Genomic DNA, 19263 nt, shown 5'->3' on the forward strand with positions numbered 1-19263 from the left:
CCCTAGGCTCATGCCGATCCGGCATCGATCGGAGCGATCCGGTCTTCGACAGGATCGACAGGCCGGGCAAGGCTGCCGTCATGGACATTCGCAAACGAATTCTCACCGTCGCGGGCGGCGTCGCCGTCACCCTGGCCGTCGCCGTCTCGGGATGCGCGGCCTCCTCCCTCGCTCCGGCGCCGTCGGCAGCAGCGGCGCAGACCACCCCCGCGGTCTCCGGCGCCGCGACGCAGCGGGCCTTCGCCGATCTCGAACGCACGCACGACGCGACACTCGGCGTCACCGCGATCGATACGGGGAACGGTCGCACGGTCGCCTACCGCGGCGGGGAGCGCTTCCCGTTCGCATCGTCGAACAAGACCTTCATCGCAGCGGCGACCCTCCAGCACGCCACGGACGCCGACCTCGACACGGTCGTCCACTACACGAGCGCCGACCTGCTCGCCTACGCGCCGATCACCAGCCGATTCGTCGACACGGGGATGACCGTCCGCGAGCTGATCGACGCCATGCTGCGGTTCAGCGACAACACGGCGGCCAACCTCCTCGTCACGCGTCTCGGCGGACCGGACGCCGTCGAGGACTGGCTGCGCGGCATCGGCGATCGCACGACCAACGTCGACCGTGTCGAGCCCGACCTCAACGAGGCCCTGCCGGGCGACGCCCGCGACACGACGACCCCCGCGCAGTTCGCGGCGAACCTGCGGGCCGTGATCCTGGGCTCGACCCTCGAGACGAAGGACCGCACCCTCCTGCGCAACACGATGCTCGACTGCACGACGGGTGACGGCACCATCCGCGCAGGTGTCGATCCCGCGTGGCCGGTGGCCGACAAGACGGGAACGGGGGAGTACGGCGTGCGCGACGACATCGCGGTCGTCTACCCGGCAGGGCGTGCGCCGATCATCGTGGTCACGCTGACGCGCAAAGCGACCGCGGATGCGACGCCCGACGACGCGCTGCTGGCCGCCGCGACGAAGACGGCTGTCGCAGCGCTCCGCTGAGCGAGCCGGCCAGAGGTCAGCCGGCCGCGCCGACCTCGTCCGTCAGCACCCAGTCCGGGCGTACGTAATGGCAGGTGTACCCGCCGGGGTGCTTGCGGAGGTAGTCCTGGTGCTCCTCCTCGGCATCCCAGAACGTGCCGGCGGGCTCGACCTCGGTGACGACCTTGCCCGGCCAACGGCCCGAGGCGTCGACCTCGGCGATGGTCTCGTGGGCGATCCGCTCCTGCTCCGGGGTCAGGTACAGGATAACGGAGCGGTAGCTGCGGCCGATGTCGTTGCCCTGGCGGTCGCGGGTCGTCGGGTCGTGCACCTGGAAGAAGAACTCGAGGAGGTCGCGGTAGGTGATGACCGATGGGTCGAACTCGATCTCGACCGCCTCGGCGTGGTCGCCGTGGTTGCGGTAGGTCGCGTTCGGGGTGTCGCCGCCGGCGTAGCCGACCCGGGTGGCGAGCACGCCGGGCATGTCCCGGATGAGCTCCTGCAGCCCCCAGAAGCAGCCACCGGCGAGGATCGCGCGCTCCGTGGTCATCAGGCACCGGCCTTCTCGGAGCGCGGGACGCTCCGGGAATCGCTGTCGAACGGCTGCTCGGTCGCGGCCTCCTGATCCGTCGTGTTCACGGGCATCTCGTGCGTCCTCTCTGCATCGTTTCGCGCACCCGCAACGGTACTGCGCGCGGCTGTGCGGAGCCAGGGGTACGCATGACGGAGCGGCCCCCGCCAGATTTGGATCGAATGCGGGGTTACGTCGCTTCTTTCGCCACATTTGGTCCAAATCGGTGCCAGCGGAGGGGCGGACTCACAGGGAGTGGGCAGGTCACGGCACGACTGAACGATATATCGTTGAGTATCGTTACCGATTCTTCGGAGGTGGCACCATGAGTGGTTCGTTCCCCGCCGGCGGCTTCGGCCCCGGCATGACGGCAGACGGCATCTGGCAGGCGATGGAGCAGCTGCGCTCCACGTTCGAGAAGCGCGTCGGCACCCGGATGGGCCGTGGCGACGTGCGTGCCGCGGTGCTCGCGCTGCTCGCCGAGAAGCCCATGCACGGGTACCAGATCATCCGCGAGATCGAGGAGCGCAGCGGCGGCAGCTGGAAGCCCAGCGCCGGCTCGGTCTACCCGACCCTCCAGCTGCTGGCCGACGAGGGCCTGCTGACAGCGGAGGAGTCCAACGGCCGCAAGACCTACGCGCTGACCGAGGCCGGGCGCGCCGAGGCCGAGGAGGCCGGAGCGGCGCCGTGGGAGGCCGCGGGTCCCGGTTCGGGAGGCTCCGGCGACGCGTTCGGCGCGCTGCCGAAGGCCGGGATCGAGCTGGCCCAGGCTGCGGCACAGGTGCGCCGGACGGGCACGCCGGAGCAGATCCAGCAGGCGACGACGGTGCTCGACGAGGCACGCCGTCGGCTCTACTCGATCCTCGCTCAGGACTGACGGGGTGACGTCCGTCCCTCCCGCGACCGAGGGAGCTGCGGAGGCGGCAGGTGCGGCCTCCGCCGCGGGGCAGGGCGTGGCGCCGACGGCGGCGGGTGCCACCCGGCGCCGCTACCGCCGCATCCTGCGCTTCGCCGGCTGGAACCTGGCGGTCACCTGGTGGTACGAACTGTTCCTGCCGCGCATCGGACTGGCGCGGGTCGCAGAGCGCACCCGCTCGAAACGCATGCGCCGGTTCGCGCAGCGGTTCCACGTGCTGGCCGTCGAACTCGGCGGCTTGATGATCAAGGTCGGCCAGTTCATGTCCTCTCGCCTGGACGTGCTGCCGCCCGAGATCACGGCCGAGCTCGAGGGGCTGCAGGACGAGGTGCCCCCGGTGCCGTTCGCGGAGATCCGAGCCCTCGCGGAGGCCGAGCTGGGCGTCCCGCTCGCGCGCGCCTTCGCGGCGGTCGATGAGACCCCCGTCGCCGCCGCCTCGCTCGGGCAGGCGCACCGTGCCCGCCTGTCGGCGGCGGATGCGGAGGAGACCGGGCTCGAGGCGGTCGTCATCAAGGTGCAGCGGCCGGGGATCGGAGCGATCGTCGACATCGACCTCGCCGCCCTGCGTCGGGTCGGACGCTGGCTCAGCCACGTGCGGCTCGTCTCCGACCGGGTCGACGCCCCTGAGCTGGTCGAGGAGTTCGCCCGCACCAGCCTGGAGGAGATCGACTACCTGCACGAGGCCGCGAGTGCGGAACGGTTCGCGGAGGACTTCGCCGGCGACGACCGCGTCGCTGCACCCTCCGTGGTCTGGGAGCGGACCACGCGCCGGGTCCTGACGCTTCAGGACGTGACGGCGATCAAGATCACCGACGCGGCCGCACTGCGCGGAGCCGGAATCGACCCGGTCGAGGTCGCCCCCGTGTTCGCGGCCGTGATGTTCGATCAGCTGTTCGCCAACGGGTTCTTCCACGCCGATCCGCACCCGGGCAACATCTTCGTCACGCCGGGGGAGGGCGACGCATCGACAGGCGGCCGCCCATGGCGTCTGACCTTCATCGACTTCGGGATGATGGGAGAGGTGCCGACCACGCTGCGCACCGGCCTCCGCAGACTCCTGATCGCTGCGGCCTCCCGCGACGGCACGGGCCTGGTCGACGCCATGCGCGACATCGGGGTGCTGCTCCCGTCTGCCGACACCGCGCAGCTCGAGCAGGCCATGACCCAGCTGTTCGCGCGCTTCGGAGGCATGGGCTTCGCCGAGCTGCGGGAGGTGGACCCGCGCGAGTTCCGCGACTTCGCCCGCCAGTTCGGCGACGTCGTGCGTTCGCTGCCGTTCCAGTTGCCGGAGAACTTCCTGCTGATCGTGCGTGCCATGTCGCTCACCTCCGGCGTCTGCAGCGCCCTCGACCCCGGCTTCAACCTGTGGGACTCGGTCGAACCGTACGCCGGTCAGCTGCTCCGCGACGAGCAGGGCAACGTCGTCCAGGACTTCGCCACAGAAGCGCTCAGCATCGCCGGCGTCGCCTGGCGCCTCCCGAAACGCATCGACGCCGTGCTCGACCGGGTGGAGGAGGGCAGCATCGCCGTCACCTCCCCGCGTCTCGAACGCCACGTCGAACGGCTGGAACGCACCATCCGCCGCCTGGTCGGCGCCGTCGTCTTCGCGGGCGTGCTCGCATCGGGCGCACTCGTGCGGTCGCAGGACGAAGTGCTCAGCACCGTGCTGATGATCGGCTCCGTGGTGCCGCTGGCGTTCGCGGTGTTCGCGGGGCGGCGGCGGTAAGGGGTCCGCGCCTCCACGCATCCCGGAACCGGTGCGCACCCCATCCCCATGCCGCCTCCCCGGTGCTTGACTGTGGCCGCCATCAGAAGGACACACCCACGCAAGGAGGCGGACGATGGACGAGACAGCACACACGGCGATCGGGATGACCGAGGGGATGCGGGCGGCGAGAGCCGAGACACGGCGGATCATCGAGGGCAACAAGGGCGATTTCGTGGCCGAACAGCGGGAGGTGCTGCTGCGGTTGCACGAGGCGGATCTGATCACGGCCGACGAGGTCGACACCCTCGTGCAGCTGTACCGGCACGTCATCGAGGCGAGCCACGACAAAGGGGATGTGGCGCGCTCGTACTTCGACGCGCGCGGCATCCACGACCGGATGGCGGCGAACGTCGGGACCTCGCCGGTCGCGCTCGTCGTCGCGGGCGCGACCCTGGGCGCCTTCGATGTCGAACCCGACCCGGATGGCGGAGCGCCGACCGTGGTGGTCTACAAGGTGAGCTACGGGGGAGCGCTCGCCGGGATCGGGGCCGGCCTCGGCGCCCTGCTCGGCGGACCGGCGGGCGGCGTGCTCGGCGGTCAGATCGGCGGCTTCATCGGCGGGATCATCGACGACAAGAAGGGCGACAAGAAGAAGTAGGGTCCCGGAGACGGACGGCGCGGCACGACGCCGGACCCCGCATCCGCTGGGCCGGCGCGTGCCGCTATCGTGTGTGGCATGGAGCCGGACACCGCCCCCACCCCTGCAACACCGCCCCGCGCCCTGCGCGTCGCCCTGGCCGTCGTCGGCTGGTTCAACCTCGTCTCCGCCCTCATCGGCATGATCGGCCTCACCGCGTTCGGCGGCATGGGCATCCCGCTCGAATGGATCGAGGGCACCCTTTTCGACTCCTACTTCTGGCCCGGCATCATCCTGGGCGTGGTGGTCGGGGGCTCGCAGGCGCTCGCACTCGTCGCGACCCACCTCCGCTACCGGCTCGCCTGGGGCCTCCACGCCGCGGCCGGGCTCGTCATGCTCAGCTGGATCTTCATCGAGATCGCCCTCATGCTCGTCTGGTCGCCGCTGCACGGTGTGTACTTCGCCACGGGGCTGGTGCAGACGGTGCTGGCGGTGCTCGCACTGGGCGCGTGGCCGCGGCCATTCCTGGGAAGGGCGGGCGTGTAGCCGACGAGCGCTCGCCCGTCCAAGCTCCACGTGTGGAACGCAGATAAATTTGCGGTTTATGCTCTGAAGACTCTGTCTACTTGCATTTTAGTTTTGGTATGGTGCGATCAGAACGGAGACAACGAAGTCCCCGTCGAGAGGATCACCATGAAACTCAGAACAATGTCGACCGGAATTGTCGGCTTGGTAGCCTCATTGGCACTTGCCGCACTACCTGTAGTTCCGTCTCAGGCGAGTGAGGACCCGACGATCGCGTCGTCGAGAGCATTCTTGGCGAGCTATGGAGTCGACGCGCGTACGCAGAACACCCTGATCGAGACGTATCTGAGCGGTGGCACGTGGGACTCGATGTCAAGTGCCGCGCAGCCACGCTCTGTCGTCAGCTACTCGGCCGCCGACGGCGACTACACGGTCAATACCTACGACGACGGATCGATCGCCGTGAGCCGGATAGAGAGCGTGTCCGAAAGGTCGCTCGGTCGCGGTATTTCAGGCTGTACGGCAAGCGGCATGACTCGGAGTAATTGCAAGATCGACATGTGGGTCGGGTTGGTCTCGCTGTCGTTCTACGCGTCGTACAACCTCGGCAACAACACCGTCACGAATGTCTACGGCGCAGGCTGGTCGATCGGCGGTGCCTGCGGTGCCAACCTGGTGTACTTGGGCCGACCTGCCACGAACATCGGCAGGATGGACGTCAGCGCGCAGATGTGCGGAATTCCGTACAGCACGACATTCTGGCTCCAGCTGACGGTCAGGAGCGGTTCGGCTTCAGTGAGTTGGTCACCGTGATGATTCGGCACTTGATCAAGAAGGGAACAAGACAATGGGACCTGTCTTCTGGTGGAATGTCTGGAACGGCGTCGGGATCCTCGCTCTGGTCGGTGTCGTCGCAGCGGTGACGGTCTGGGTGCAGCGGCGGAATCGTCGGACGTAGCGCGCCGCGATCAAGCGAAACGGTGCCTGGCGACGAATTGGGCCCCGCATCGCACGGAGCATCGCGCAAGTGTCCGTCCTCGGTAGGGTGGCCGGATGGCAGTGACGAGCGACCGGATCCGGTGGACTGAAGCCCCGCCCGAGCTGACGTCTGCGGTCGGACGGGTGCTCGGTGCACCGGTGACCGAGGCCGTGGACCAGTCGGGCGGGTTCTCGGGAGGTCTGGCTGCGCGGGTCGGCACAGCGGAGGGGCGACGGGCGTTCGTCAAGGCGGCGCCGGCGGCCTTGGGAGGAACCGCCGATCTCTACCGTCGCGAAGCGGAGGTGCTGCGCAGACTTCCGGACAGTGTTCCCGCTCCCGCGCTCCTCGACACGATCGAGGCCGGAGACTGGTTCGGGATCGTGACCGCGGAGATCGACGGGCGCCACCCGACTTCGCCTCCCGCGGACGCCGAGCTGCGGTCCGTGCTCGACGCACTCGATCGCTTCCCGGACGTGCGCGGGCTCGGGCTGCCGCGCCTCGACGACGAGCTCCGCTTCGGAGCGTGGCCCGTGCTGCTCACGGAGCACGCCGACGCGCTCACCGCGATCGAGCAGCGTTGTGGTGAGCGCCTGGCGGCGCTCGCGTCGGACGCAGGCCCGCACTTCGCCGGCGACCGGCTCGTGCACCTCGATGGCAGGGCGGACAATGTGCTGCTCGACCATGCCGACCGGGTCTGGTTCGTCGACTGGGCGTGGGCGTGCAGCGGGGCGCCCTGGGTGGACGGGCTGGCGATTCTGCTCGACGCTCGGCTGAACGGAGCGACCGGTGCCGATGAACTGCTGCGCCATCGGGTCTTCGACGGTGTGCCGGAGGCTGCGATCGACGCGACGCTCGCCGGGCTCGCCGGCGAGTTCCGGCTGAGTTCGCTGCAGCAGCCGCCGCCGCGGATGCCCGCGTTGCGCGGGTTCCAGGCCGCGGAGTCGCGTGCAGCGCTCGCGTGGTTGGTCGAGCGCGGCGTCGTCGACTGAGAACAGGGCGGCGGGTGCCCGACCGCCACGCGGTCGCGGCCGCTACGATCGTGGCGGCGCCTCCATCGACGCACGAAGGAGCATCATGACCGACGAGCAGCTTCCCGCCCCGATCGCGGAGTTCGTCCGCGCGACCAACGCCGGCGACTCCGACGCCTTCGTCGCCGCGTTCACGGACGACGCCGAACTGATCGACTGGGGGCGCACCTTCCACGGGCGGGATGGTGTGCGGTCATGGGACCGGACCGACAACATCGGCGTCCACAGCCGCTTCGAGGTGGTCGGCTGGCGATGGGAGGCGGCGGACACCGTGATCGTCGACCTGACCGTGACGGGCGACGGCTACAACGGCACCGGGCCGATGACGTTCGAGCTCCGCGACGGATTGATCGGGAGCCTCGTGATCGCGCCGACCGACTGACGGTCGCCGGCCGGCCACCCCCTGTGGCCGGCCGGCATGGATGCCGGTCCCGCCGATCGACGAGGCGGGGAATCCGGCACCGGCACCTGCTGTCTCCTCTGACGACCGCATGATGCACCCGCCGGGATGCGGTCGGCAAGCGGCAACTGCCTAGTTAATGCATATAAAAGGTCACTCGACTCACGGCAGTCACGCGACGCATCATCCCGGTATGAGCGACGCAGACATCACGGCCGCCACGACGCTCGGTCCGGGGCATTCGCCAGGCGGCATCCCCCTCAAAGTCCACCTCGGCGAGGCGGAGTACGCGGCGCTGGTGCGCATCGCGCAGCATCGTCACGCGACAGCCGCGCAGCTGGTCGAGCAGCTCGTCCTCCACGCCCTCACCCGCACCGCCGTCCCGCCTCCGGCCGACTCGCAGCCGAAGCGCAAGCACACCACCTACGAGGAGGCGACCAGCGGGTATCGGCCGGACGCCGTGTAGGGCCGGCGCGCCGCGCTCTGCGCCGCCGCGCCCGCGAGTGCCGCGAGGCTCGCCGTCAGCACGGACCGATCGCGGCCCGCGGCCCAACGGGTGCCGGAGGCGTCGCGGTACTCGATCAGGGTGAGGGCCTGGCTGTCGGCGCCGGAACCGATGCTCGTCTGGTGCAGGCCCAGCACTTCGACCGGCAGGCCGTGCGCGGAGAGCGCGGCGGTCAGTGCTTCGACGGGGCCGACCTGTTCGGCCGAATGGGTGTGGTCGCGGCCGTCGATGCGCACGGTGACCGTGGTGCGGGTCGCGCCGTCCGCTTCGGAGGTCGTGTAGTCGACGAGGCGCACGGGCGTGTCGCCGCCGGGCAGGTAGGCCTCCTCGAACAGCGTCCATAAGCGCTCGGCCGTGGCTTCGTCCCCGGTCGCGTCGGTGTGGCGCTGCACGTGGCGGGCGAAGTCGATCTGCAGGCGGCGGGGGAGCTCGACCCCGTAGACGGACTCGAGCAGGTAGGCGATGCCGCCCTTGCCGGACTGGGAGTTGACGCGGATGACGGCGTCGTAGCCGCGGCCGAGATCGGCCGGGTCGACGGGCAGGTAGGGGACCCGCCACTCGAGCTCGGACTCGGGACGGCCCTCCGCGGCCGCGCGTGCCCGATGCTCGGCGAAGCCCTTGCGGATCGCGTCCTGATGCGTGCCGCTGAAGGCGGTGTGCACGAGGTCGCCGACGTACGGGTGGCGGGGGTGCACCTCGATGCGGTTGGCGTGCTCCACCGTGCGGCGGATCTCGTCGATGTCGGAGAAGTCGATCATCGGGTCGACGCCCTGCGCATGGAGGTTGAGGGCCAGCGTGGCGAGGTCGACGTTGCCCGTGCGCTCACCGTTGCCGAACAGGCAGCCCTCGACGCGCTGGGCGCCCGCGAGCACGGCGAGCTCGGCGCACGCGATGCCGGTGCCGCGATCGTTGTGCGGGTGCACCGAGAGGATGACCCCGTCGCGCCGGGCGAGGTTCTTGTGCATGTACTCGATCTGGTCCGCATACACGTTGGGGGTCGCGATCTCGACGGTCGCCGGGAGGTCGAGGATGACGGGGCGGTCGGGCGACGCCTCCCACAGGGCGGTCATCGCGTCGCAGACCTCGAGGGCGAAGTCGGGCTCGGTCAGGTTGAAGACCTCGGGGGAGAACTCGAAGCGCACGTCCGGGAGGCCGGTGGAGAGCTCCAGGACGTCGCGGCCACCGGCGAGGATCAGCTCGGTGAGCGCCGCTCGGTCGTGCCCGAGCACCACCTCCCGCCACGTGGGCGCGGTGGCCGTGTAGAGGTGGATGACGACCGGGTTGCGCAGCCCGCGCACCGACTCGACGGTGCGCTCGATCAGGTCGCGGCGTGCGGCGGTGAAGACGACGATCGTCACGTCCTCCGGCGCCAGGTCCGTCTCGGCGAGCAGCCGGACGAAGTCGAAGTCCGTCTGGGAGGCGGAAGGGTATCCGACCTCGATCTCCTTGTAGCCCATCGCGAGCATGAGCTCGAAGAAGCGGCGTTTGCGCGCCGGGTCCATCGGCTCCGCGAGCGCCTGGTTGCCATCCCGCAGGTCGACCGGCACCCACAGCGGCGCACGCGTGATGCGGTTGGCCGGCCAGTCGTGCTCGGCGAGCGGCACCTCCACCCGGGAGAAGACGTCGCGGTATCGGTGCGAGGGCATCTGCGAGCCGCGCTGGCGGTTCCAGGCGGGCGCGTCGGCCGGGACGGGCCCGGCGGGAGGGGACAGGCGGGGGAAGGCGGTGCTGGTCACGCTGGTCACGCTGCTGACGCTACCACACTCCTCAGACAAGCAGACAAGCAATCCCGACGGCGAGGTTCACGTCGTTGCTGCTATTCCAGAGGAATGAGCGCAACAACGTGAACCTCGGCGGGCGAGAGACCCCGGACGGTGGCCTCGTCGACGAACGACCAGGCACTGCTGGCCGGTGTCACCGTGAAGCGCACGTAGCGGCCCGACCCCGACAATCCGTAGGCGGCGTAGGTGTACCGCTGGTCCGCGTCGCTGACGTTCGGCGCTGGGAGGGTGGTCAGCGGTGTGAAGGTCGATCCCGTCGTCGAGACCGACACCTGGATGCTCGACGGCAGGAAGATGTACAGCGACTTCGTCTGCAGCCACGAGGTGCCCACCTGGGTGATGGTCTTCGTCGCGCCGAGATCGATCGTGAAGCTGTAGGGGCTCCCGGTGTTGCGACCCTGCCACGCGGCGTCGGCGTAGCTCGTGGAGGCGGTCACGCCGTTCGTGAGCTCGGTCCCGCCGGTGTCGGGGTAGCTCGCGTCGGCGGCGACGGAGGCGGTGTAGCCCTTGCCGGACGACACGAGCGGGTTGGCGGCGGGTGCGGCGGACGTGGTGGCACTCGCCGCCGAGCTCTGAGCCGACGTGTTGCCGGCGGCGTCGAAGGCGGCGAGCGTGTAGCTGTAGGTCGTCGACGGTGCGAGTCCCGCGTCGGTGAAGGTCGTGCCCGCGCCCTGGATCACCTTGACCAGCGCGCCGCCGCGGTACAGCCGGTAGCCGGCGATCCCGATGTTGTCGGTGGAGGCCGACCAGCTCAGGTTCACCGAGGTCACTCCTCCGGCGCTCGCGGCGAGCGAGCTCGGGACCGTGGGCGCCGACGTCTCGACCGAGCCGGTCGACAGGTAGTTGCGGTACGTGGTGTCGTACACCGCGGGGACCACGAGCGGGCTCTGGTAGTGGTCGTAGGAGAATGACAGTGTCTTGCTCACGTAGGGCGCCACGGCGTTGAGGTCGGCGACGAGCTGGCTGATCGACATCGGCGTGAAGTCCGGGTTGAACGTCTCGCTGTCTGCCCACAGCTGCGTGGCCGGGCGCGCGCTCGTGATCGCGCTCTTCGTTGCGGCGAACCACGTCGCCAGCTGCGCGGTGGTGGCGTGACCGGCTCCGACCCCGTCCTGCAGGGCGATCACGTCGATCGGGGCCGAGGCGAGGATGCTCGACCACATCGTCGTCCACTGGCTGCTGGTCTGGCCTCCCGCAGTGTTGAAGAACGGGCTGATGATGACGGGCTTGCCCGGGGTGAGCGCGTGGAGGTGGTTGGCGATCGTCGTGTAGAACGTCGACATGGCGCTCCAGGACGCGCTCGAGGTGAAGTTCCAGTTGTCGACCTCGAACGGCAGGTACCACCCGGCGAAGGACGTGTGCGTCCCGTATTTCGCGTACAGGTCGTCGGCGAGCGCGTTGGCCTTCGTCGCCTCGGCGTTCAGCCAGGTCGTGGAGTTGGCGTAGGTGTTCCACCAGTCGTCGTTCGTCTGGAGCCCGAGGTACTCCGAGACCCCGGCGCTGTCGGCGGCGGTGAGCACGCGCGAGACCACGTCCGTCGACGTGTTCTGCGTGTAACCGCTGAGGCCGCTCGGGTAGATGGTCGTCGACGCCTTGGTGTCGGCGGTCCACTGGATGACCTGGCTGGTGATGCAGGCGTTGGTGAGGGTGGTGAACTCGGACGCGAGCTGGGTCGACGTCCAGCCGTCCACCAGGGCCGGCTGGATGAAGCTGCCGTCGATGCGGGGGGGTGGTGGTGCAGGTGGGTGCGGCGGACGCCGCGGTCGCGGGGACGGCCAGCGCGGCGGCGAGGGCCGCTCCGGCGATCAGGGCAGCGAGGCGGTGCGAGGTGCGATGACTCATGCCTACTCCTTCGATGGGTGGTGCGATGCCGGCGACGGTGCCGATCGCGTTAATGGTGTACACCACTTGCGAAGGTTAAAGCAATGAAATCCCTTAAACGACGGGAGGAGGTGCGGAATGGATCAGACCATTACCGCGCATTCACCTCCACGCCGATCTCGAAGCTCCTGTGCCACGGGAGCGTCACCGCGTCGAGGCTCCACGACTCGTCCGCGGGCAGGATGCGTTCGAGGTAGGCGCGCAGCTCGCGTGTGATGCGGGCGATGGCGGCCGCCTCCGCGACCGGGTCGACGGGGCCGATGCTGCCGCCGAACTCGGCGCCGTGCATCGCGAGCCGGGTGCCGCTCTGGTAGGCGCGATCGTCCAGGATGCGCGTGAGCAGCGCAGCGCGCAGCGCGGCCTCGTCGGCGGTGCCGAGGGCGCGTCCGGCCCAGAGCGCGGTCGCCTGGGCCACGGCGCCCCCGATCGAGTTGCCCGCAGTGTTCCAGCCGCCGTAGGAGGCCAGCCGCAGGAGCAGGCCCTCATCCGCGAGTCGGTCGACCAGCTCGGGATCGCCGCCGTTGCTGAAGCGCACATCGGCGAGGGCGACGATCGCACCCGTGTCGAGGGCGGCGCGCACGGCCTCGACCGTCGCCTCGGTCGCAACGGCGTCGGAGGCGGGTCGGCTGCCGAAGAAGTCGCCGCGGGCCGGGTCGGGGGCGTGCGCGACCACGACCATGTCGGCGTGCTCACCGTCCTCGGCGACGCGTCCGCCGGATGCGACGATCTGCCGTGTCAGACTGTCGATCAGCGGGGCGTTCTCGAAGTTCGGGACCCGGGCCAGGCCGTCGGCCTCGCCGCACGCGATCCGCCAGACCGGCACGCCGACGCCGGAGGCGAGGGCCCGTGCCACCAGCACCGCGCCGACCTCGTCGGCTCCGGGGTACATGAGCACGTCGCGGCCGCGGGGGAGGGCGCGCGCCCAGTGGCGCAGCCACACCTGCTCCGCCGAGCCCGCCGAGTACGGCGCGGTGTCGTCCGCCGTCACCGTCAGCGTCTCCACGATGCCCTCCTCGTGCAGGGCCAGCGCGGCGAGGTTGATGGCGTGGTTGCGCAGGCGACGGCGTTCGAAGTCGCTGCGGACGTCGTCGGGGACGGCGGTGGCCGGTGTCCCCGCGGCGGCCTCCCCTCCGGTGACGTCCGCCTCCAGCTCGTGGTGGAGCGCGGCGCCGAGAGCGTGCAGCTCGCGGCCGTACCGGCTCCAGTACTCCGGCTCCTCGACGGCGGAGTACGAGTCGCTGGCGCGCATGATCAGCGACGCCGCCGTGATCCGCAGCTCCGGAGCGATGGTCGCGATCTCGCGCAGGAGGTCCAGCCGTTGCAGGGCGGCCGTCGTCGAGTCGGTTGTGATGCGGGCGGGGATGATGCCGCCGTGCACGAGCGTGTCGACGCACACCACCAGGCGGTCGGCCTGCTCGGGGCCGGCGGTCGTGGCGAGGTCGCGCAGCCAGCCGTGGAGCGCGCGCACGTCGGCGGGCGTGCGGAAGTCGGGCATCGCCTCCTCGGGCGGAAGCAGCAGCTCGGCTCCGGCGATCGCCGCGACCTGGCGCGGGAGGTCGACGTTGACCGGACGTTCATCGAGGGGGACGAGGGCGATGCGCATGGGACTCCTCTGATCGGCGCAGGCGAGGGCGGCAGCTGGCGGGGTGGGCGACGGTCAGCGTGAGCGGTGGATCTGGAGCTCGTAGTGGTACCGATCCCCCCGGTACGTCGACTCGGCGTACTCGACCGCGCGGTCCTGCGCGTCGAAAGAGATACGGGACACATAGAACGCGGGAGAGAATGCGGGCGCGTTCAGGAGCGCGGCCTCCTCGGGCTCGAGCACGCTCGCGCGGATGCTCTGCTCGGCCCACTCGATCCGCATCCCGTACTCGGTCTCGAGGATGCGGTACAGCGACTCGCCGCCGACGTTGTCGATCAGCCCGGGGAAGAGCTTCGGATTGAGGTAGGAGTCCTCCAGTGCCATCGGCTCGCCGTCGGCGGTGCGCGCGCGGCGGATGTGGAAGACGTCGTCGGAGGGGCTCACCCGCAGCTTGGCGCCCAGCCGTGCGCCTGCGGCGATGGTCTCCGTGACGAGCACCGACGATCCGGGCTCCAGTCCGCGGGCCCGCATGTCCTCGCTGAAGGAGGTCAGCTCGACCGACTTGGTGATGCGCGGCGCGGCCACGAAGGTGCCCGCTCCCTGCACGCGGTAGACGAGGCCCTCGTGCTCGAGCCGGTCGAGGGCGCGGCGGACCGTCAGCCGGCTGACGTCGAACTCGGTCGCGAGGTCGCGCTCGGTCGGCAGCTTCGAGTGCGGCTCCAGTCCCTGGTCGATGACGTCGACGAGGTGCTGGCGCAGACGCTCGGACTTGGTGTGCTGCTCCGCCATGGTTCTCCTCCGCGGATCGGGTGTGGGACGGTGAGGGCGATTGGTGACAACCATTTTATGGAGAAGTGCACCACAGAGTGCAAGTACGCCGCGATTCTTGAGATTTTGTTGACACTGCTCGACGAAATGGAGTACACCAATTGACAAGCACCTCCATTCCGCAACCCTCACACCCGTAAGGACCCCCATGGAATCCAGGAAGATCGGACGGCGCACCGTACTGCGCACCGTCGCGCTGGCCAGTGTCGCCGCCGCCGCCGTCGCCCTCACCGGCTGCTCCGGAGCCTCCCCCTCCGGCCCCACCACCATCACGTTCTCGTACCTCTGGGGCGGCGAGGAGGCGAAAGCCCTCGAGAAGGTCATCGCCGACTTCAACGCGAGCCAGTCCGAGATCAAGGTCGTCGGAGTCTCCAGCCCTGACGCGCAGAAGCAGCTCACGTCGATGTCGTCGAGCAACGGCAGCTTCGACATCTCCGACAACTTCGGCAACACCGTCGGCTCGTGGGCGTCGAAGGGAATCCTCGCCCCGCTCGACGACTACCTCAAGACCGAGAAGGTTGACCTCGGCGACTTCGCCCCGGCCTCCCTCGACCAGATGAAGTACGAGGGAAAGACCTACGCGCTCCCGATCGCGGTGCACACGCAGCAGCTCATGTACAACAAGGATCTGCTCGACAAGGCCGGCGTGCAGCCGCCGACCACGATGGACGAGCTGGCCGCGGCGGTCAAGAAGCTGACGGTGACCGACTCCAGCGGGGCCATCACGCAGATCGGCCTCGGCAACCCGTCGGCGTCGACGCTCTTCACCACCCTCGGCTACGCGTTCGGCGGCACCTGGGACGGCACGGACAACAAGACCCCGTCGCCCGACGACCCGAAGAACGTCGAGGCGCTCGACTGGTACACGAAGACCCTCACCGACACCTACGGCGCGGACAAGATCGCGACCTTCACCTCGGGGCTCGGCCAGTACATGTCGGCGCAGGACCCGTTCTACACGGGCAAGGAGGCCATGGTCATCGACGGCGAGTGGCAGGCCGTCAACATCCCGAAGGTCGCGCCGAACCTCAACTGGGGCGTCGTCGACATCCCTGCCGTGAGCGACGACCTCGCCGGCTCGACCCAGGTGACGACGAGCACGCTGTTCATCCCGAGCAACTCGAAGCACAAGGCGGAGGCCGCGAAGTTCCTCGCCTACATGGTCGGCGACAAGCCGATGACCGACTTCACGCTGGCTCTCGGCAACCTCCCGTCGAAGACGTCCCTGCTGACGGACACGGCGTACAGCACGATCCCGCACTTCGACGCGTGGCTGAACGCCCTGAAGAGCCCGAACGCGAAGTCGCTCGCGAGCCAGCCGTACAGCGCCCAGTACTCGACCGACCTGGCGACCGCCTTCGACGACGTGGTGCGCGGGGTCGCGACCCCCGAGAAGGCCCTGCAGTCGGTGGCGGACAAGGCGAAGTCGTACTGATGACGGCCACGACCGCCAAGCGCGGTGCGCGACGCCAGACCCTCCTGGGTCTGGCGTTCGCGTCGCCGTTCATCGTGGGCGCGGCGGTGTTCATCGCGTGGCCGGTGCTCGCCTCCGCCGGGTACAGCTTCACCGACTTCAACCTGTTCCAGGCGCCGTCCTGGGTCGGGCTCGACAACTACGCCCACATGCTGAACGACTCCACGTTCTGGAAGGCCCTCTGGAACACGCTGTTCCTCACGGTGACGGGCGTGCCGCTGACGATCATCATCTCCATCGTCGGGGCGCACTTCCTCAACCTGCCCGTGCGCGGGCAGCCGCTGTACCGCGCGCTGATCTACCTGCCTACCATCGTCCCCGTCGTCGTGGGCGGCTATCTGTGGCGCTGGCTGCTCAACACCCAGTACGGCTTCGTGAACTACTTCCTGGGCGTGCTGCACCTGCCGCAGCCGGAGTGGCTGGAGCAGCCGGACTGGGGCAAGCCCGCCATCCTCCTCATGTGCCTCTGGACCATCGGCGGCACGATGATCATCTACCTCGCGGCGATCAAGGACGTGCCCGCCGAGCTGTACGAGGCCGCGGAGCTCGACGGTGCGGGATGGTGGGGGCGGTTCCGCTTCATCACCTGGCCGACGATCTCGCCGGTCACCCTGTTCCAGGTGATCGTGACCGTGATCGCCTACCTGCAGATCTTCACGCAGCCCTACCTGCTGACGCAGACGCGCCTCAACGAGGCCAGCGGCGGCCCGGGGCAGTCGATGATCAGCTACGCGATGTACCTGTACCAGAACGCGTTCGTCTTCCTGAAGATGGGCTACGCCTCGGCGATGGCCTGGGTGCTCTTCCTGATCACCCTGATCATCACGCTGCTGCTGCTCTGGTCGTCGAAGAAATGGGTCCACTATGGTTCTGAACGCGACTGAGACGCGGCCCCCCGCCGTGACCGCGCCACGCCCTGCCGGCCCGCGCGCCTCCCGCCTGCGACGGCGGCGCCCCGGACGCACGGTCGGCCGCTACGTGCTGATCTGGGGGACGACGCTGCTGTTCGTCTTCCCGTTCCTCTCGATGCTGAGCACGGCGTTCAAGCTGCCGGCGGACATCTTCAGCGCGCCGCCGACGCTGTGGCCGAAGGAGTGGACGCTCGACAACTTCGCGGCGGTGTTCGAGGAGATCCCGTTCTGGCAGTACCTGTGGAACACGATCGTCATCGCGGCGCTCTCGGTGCTCGGGATGCTGATCGCGTCGCCGCTGGTGGCGTACTCGCTGTCGAAGATCGGCTGGCGCGGGCAGCGCCCGCTGCTCGTCATCGTCATGGCGACGATGATGCTCCCACCGCAGGTCACCATGATCCCGCTGTTCCTGATGTGGAACGGGCTGGGCGCGACGAACTCGATCATCCCGCTCGTCGCCCCCGCGTTCTTCGGCACGCCGTTCCTCATCTTCATGCTGCGGCAGTTCCTGATGTCGGTGCCCAACGAGCTGCTCCAGGCGGCGCGGATCGACGGGGCCTCCGAGTTCCGCATCTACTGGTCGATCGTCCTCCCGCAGGCACGTCCCGCGCTCATCACGGCGGTCATCTTCCAGTTCGTGTGGGCCTGGACCGACTTCCTCAACCCGTTGATCTACCTCAACGACTCCTCCAAGTACACCCTCTCGATCGGCCTGTACTCGTTCTTCGGCGAGCACAACGTCGAGTGGGGGCCGCTGATGGCCGCATCCGTCCTGTTCACCGTTCCCGCGCTCGCACTCTTCGTCGTGTTCCAGCGCTACTTCATAGGGGGTATCAGTGCTGGCGCACTCAAGTGACGACGCAGGGGAGCGCGAGCTCACGGTCGACCGGCAGGTCACGCTGCTGGCGGCGATCCAGGGCGGCCTGATCGTGTCGTGCCAGGCGTCCGCGGGCTCGCCGATGCGCGACACCCCGACGATCGCGCGTCTCGCGGTCAGCGCTCTGCAGGGCGGCGCGGTCGCGTTGCGGGTGAACGGCGTCGACGACATCGCCGCCGTGCGAGCCCTGACGGATGTGCCGATCATCGGGCTCGACAAGCGGATGGGCGCCCGGCGCAACGTCATCACCCACACGGACGAGCAGGTCGTCGCCTTGGCCTCCGCCGGGGCCGACGTGATCGCGGTGGACGCGACCCAGGAGGTCGCGGGCGATGTCGCCGCGCGCGTCCGCAGCGCCGTGGCGGCCGTTCCGCTGCCGATCATGGCGGACGTCTCGACGCTCGACGAGGGGCTTCGGTCGTGGGAGGCCGGAGCGGCGTTCGTCGGAACGACCCTCTCCGGCTACACGCCGTACTCGCGCGCCGAGCCGTCGCCGGACGTGGCCCTGGTCGAGCAGCTCGCCGGCCGCGGCATCCGGGTGCTCGCCGAGGGCCGGTTCCAGACGCCGGGCGATGTCGCGCGCGCATTCGACGCGGGCGCCTTCGCGGTGGTGGTGGGCGGTGCGATCACCGATCCCGTCGCGATCACGCGGCGGTTCGCGGCGGCGACGCCGCGGTCGCGATGAGCGCGCACCCACGGCCGGGTGCGGGAGCGGCCTCCTCGGTCCACGGGCGCGCGGGGGTCGTCGTGGGCATCGACATCGGCGGCACCAAGACGGCGGCGGCGCTCGTGCGGCCCGACGGCCGGCTCGCCCACCGGGTCGAGGCGCCCACACCGGCGAGCCAGGGCGCCGAGGCCATCCTGGACACCGTGGCGGCGCTCGCCGCTGAGACCGCACGACGGGCAGGCGGAGTCCCCGCCGCCTACGGAGTGGGCAGCGCCGGCGGGTTCGACGAGCACGGCACCGTCGTCCACTCGACCGACCACCTGGCGGGCTGGAGCGGCACCGACGTCGCCGGCGGCCTGCGCGCGCGCCTCGGCGCCCCGGTCGTCGTCGTCAACGACGTGCACGCCGCCGCGCTCGGCGAGCAGTGGGCGGGCGCACCCGACGGCTTCCTCTTCGTGGCGGTCGGCACGGGCATCGGCGGGGCGGTGGTCAGCGACGGGAGGCTGCTGCGCGGCGCGTCCGGGATGGCCGGCTCGGTCGGCCACGTGCGGATCCCGTCGTCGCGCCGCCGCATCTGTTCGTGCGGCGGCGTCGACCACGTGGAGGCATTCGCCAGCGGGCCGGGCATCGAGCTGACCTACGCCGAGTTCAGCGCCCGGTCGCTGGGGCTGCGCGAGATCGGCCGGTTGGCGCGCGGCGGTGACGTGGTCGCCGCGCAGGTCATCCGGCTCGCCGCGGAGGAGCTGGGGGAGTCGCTCGCCGCCTCCGTCGTCGCCGTCGATCCCGGCACCGTGCTGATCGGCGGCGGCGTCTCGGGGCTGGGGGAGCTGTTCGTCGGCCCGCTCGCCGATCGCCTGCGCGCCTCCCTGCGACCGCCGTTCTCCGCGGTGCAGGTCACGGTCGCGCGCGCGGGCCCGGACGCCGCCCTCGTGGGCGCAGGCCGTCTCGCGCTCGCGGCGTCCCGGTCCGCCGAGGTTCACGACGTGGCGCCTTCGAGGGCGGAATGACCG

At 69.8% G+C, this 19263-nt stretch carries 19 protein-coding genes; 14 read left to right on the forward strand and 5 right to left on the reverse strand.

Going from position 1 to position 19263, the window contains the following annotated elements:
• Positions 1-80 precede the first annotated feature (80 nt).
• The gene (gene bla / locus IT072_RS06875) at positions 81-1004 is read left to right on the forward strand and encodes a class A beta-lactamase (RefSeq protein ID WP_223360211.1); all 924 of its coding nucleotides are present in this window, start codon (positions 81-83) and stop codon (positions 1002-1004) included.
• Positions 1005-1020: 16 nt separating this feature from the next.
• Here bla and msrA read toward each other — a convergent pair whose 3' ends face one another.
• Positions 1021-1533 (reverse strand): peptide-methionine (S)-S-oxide reductase MsrA, encoded by a 513-nt coding sequence (gene msrA / locus IT072_RS06880; protein ID WP_223360212.1) that lies wholly within the window; start codon positions 1531-1533, stop codon positions 1021-1023.
• A gap of 346 nt (positions 1534-1879) precedes the next feature.
• On the opposite strand from msrA, the gene IT072_RS06885 reads away from it, so the two are divergent.
• The 8 genes from IT072_RS06885 (at position 1880) to IT072_RS06920 (ending at position 8213) form a co-directional block, all read left to right on the forward strand.
• Positions 1880-2431, forward strand: coding sequence for a PadR family transcriptional regulator (locus IT072_RS06885; protein ID WP_223360213.1), 552 nt, complete (start codon positions 1880-1882; stop codon positions 2429-2431).
• A 76-nt stretch (positions 2432-2507) separates the two neighbouring features.
• Complete coding sequence (locus IT072_RS06890) at positions 2508-4196, forward strand: ABC1 kinase family protein (RefSeq protein ID WP_223360911.1); 1689 nt, start codon at positions 2508-2510, stop codon at positions 4194-4196.
• Between the two features lie 115 nt (positions 4197-4311).
• On the forward strand, positions 4312-4836 hold the full coding sequence (locus IT072_RS06895; protein WP_223360214.1) for a hypothetical protein: 525 nt from the start codon (positions 4312-4314) through the stop codon (positions 4834-4836).
• A gap of 78 nt (positions 4837-4914) precedes the next feature.
• The gene (locus tag IT072_RS06900; protein WP_223360215.1) at positions 4915-5361 is read left to right on the forward strand and encodes a hypothetical protein; all 447 of its coding nucleotides are present in this window, start codon (positions 4915-4917) and stop codon (positions 5359-5361) included.
• Positions 5362-5508: 147 nt separating this feature from the next.
• Complete coding sequence (locus IT072_RS06905) at positions 5509-6153, forward strand: hypothetical protein (protein ID WP_223360216.1); 645 nt, start codon at positions 5509-5511, stop codon at positions 6151-6153.
• 240 nt (positions 6154-6393) lie between these two features.
• On the forward strand, positions 6394-7308 hold the full coding sequence (locus tag IT072_RS06910) for a phosphotransferase family protein (RefSeq protein WP_223360217.1): 915 nt from the start codon (positions 6394-6396) through the stop codon (positions 7306-7308).
• An 85-nt stretch (positions 7309-7393) separates the two neighbouring features.
• Complete coding sequence (locus tag IT072_RS06915) at positions 7394-7729, forward strand: nuclear transport factor 2 family protein (RefSeq protein WP_223360218.1); 336 nt, start codon at positions 7394-7396, stop codon at positions 7727-7729.
• A 211-nt stretch (positions 7730-7940) separates the two neighbouring features.
• Positions 7941-8213 (forward strand): hypothetical protein, encoded by a 273-nt coding sequence (locus IT072_RS06920; protein ID WP_223360219.1) that lies wholly within the window; start codon positions 7941-7943, stop codon positions 8211-8213.
• Here the strand turns inward: IT072_RS06920 and IT072_RS06925 are convergent.
• The 4 genes from IT072_RS06925 to IT072_RS06940 all read right to left on the reverse strand — a co-directional run bounded on the left by IT072_RS06925 (position 8171) and on the right by IT072_RS06940 (position 14285).
• A complete protein-coding gene (locus IT072_RS06925) occupies positions 8171-9988 on the reverse strand; it encodes a 2-isopropylmalate synthase (RefSeq protein ID WP_223360912.1) in 1818 nt (605 codons plus the stop codon). The genes IT072_RS06920 and IT072_RS06925 overlap by 43 nt on opposite strands.
• An 80-nt stretch (positions 9989-10068) precedes the next feature.
• Positions 10069-11754: a DUF4434 domain-containing protein gene (locus IT072_RS06930; RefSeq protein ID WP_223360913.1), complete on the reverse strand. Its 1686-nt coding sequence runs from the start codon at positions 11752-11754 to the stop codon at positions 10069-10071.
• Between the two features lie 251 nt (positions 11755-12005).
• Positions 12006-13517, reverse strand: a complete 1512-nt coding sequence (locus tag IT072_RS06935) for a DUF4127 family protein (RefSeq protein ID WP_223360220.1) — start codon at positions 13515-13517, stop codon at positions 12006-12008.
• A 54-nt stretch (positions 13518-13571) separates the two neighbouring features.
• Positions 13572-14285 (reverse strand): GntR family transcriptional regulator, encoded by a 714-nt coding sequence (locus tag IT072_RS06940; RefSeq protein WP_223360221.1) that lies wholly within the window; start codon positions 14283-14285, stop codon positions 13572-13574.
• A gap of 187 nt (positions 14286-14472) precedes the next feature.
• Between IT072_RS06940 and IT072_RS06945 the strand changes: the two genes are divergently transcribed.
• Genes IT072_RS06945 through IT072_RS06965 form a run of 5 tightly spaced genes read left to right on the forward strand, consistent with a single transcriptional unit; the run spans position 14473 to position 19260 of the window.
• The gene (locus IT072_RS06945) at positions 14473-15759 is read left to right on the forward strand and encodes an ABC transporter substrate-binding protein (RefSeq protein ID WP_223360222.1); all 1287 of its coding nucleotides are present in this window, start codon (positions 14473-14475) and stop codon (positions 15757-15759) included.
• A complete protein-coding gene (locus IT072_RS06950) occupies positions 15759-16682 on the forward strand; it encodes a carbohydrate ABC transporter permease (RefSeq protein ID WP_223360223.1) in 924 nt (307 codons plus the stop codon). Before IT072_RS06945 ends, IT072_RS06950 begins: the two co-directional genes overlap by 1 nt.
• 16 nt (positions 16683-16698) lie before the next feature.
• Positions 16699-17565 carry a carbohydrate ABC transporter permease gene (locus IT072_RS06955; RefSeq protein ID WP_223360224.1) on the forward strand — a complete coding sequence of 289 codons (867 nt, stop codon included), beginning with the start codon at positions 16699-16701 and terminating at the stop codon, positions 17563-17565.
• On the forward strand, positions 17546-18271 hold the full coding sequence (locus IT072_RS06960; protein WP_223360225.1) for an N-acetylmannosamine-6-phosphate 2-epimerase: 726 nt from the start codon (positions 17546-17548) through the stop codon (positions 18269-18271). Before IT072_RS06955 ends, IT072_RS06960 begins: the two co-directional genes overlap by 20 nt.
• Entirely contained in the window at positions 18268-19260 is a 993-nt protein-coding gene (locus tag IT072_RS06965) for an ROK family protein (RefSeq protein WP_223360226.1), read from the forward strand. Before IT072_RS06960 ends, IT072_RS06965 begins: the two co-directional genes overlap by 4 nt.
• The last annotated feature ends 3 nt before the right edge of the window (positions 19261-19263 follow it).

Source organism: Leifsonia sp. ZF2019, assembly GCF_019924635.1.
In the GTDB taxonomy this organism is placed as follows: domain Bacteria; phylum Actinomycetota; class Actinomycetes; order Actinomycetales; family Microbacteriaceae; genus Leifsonia.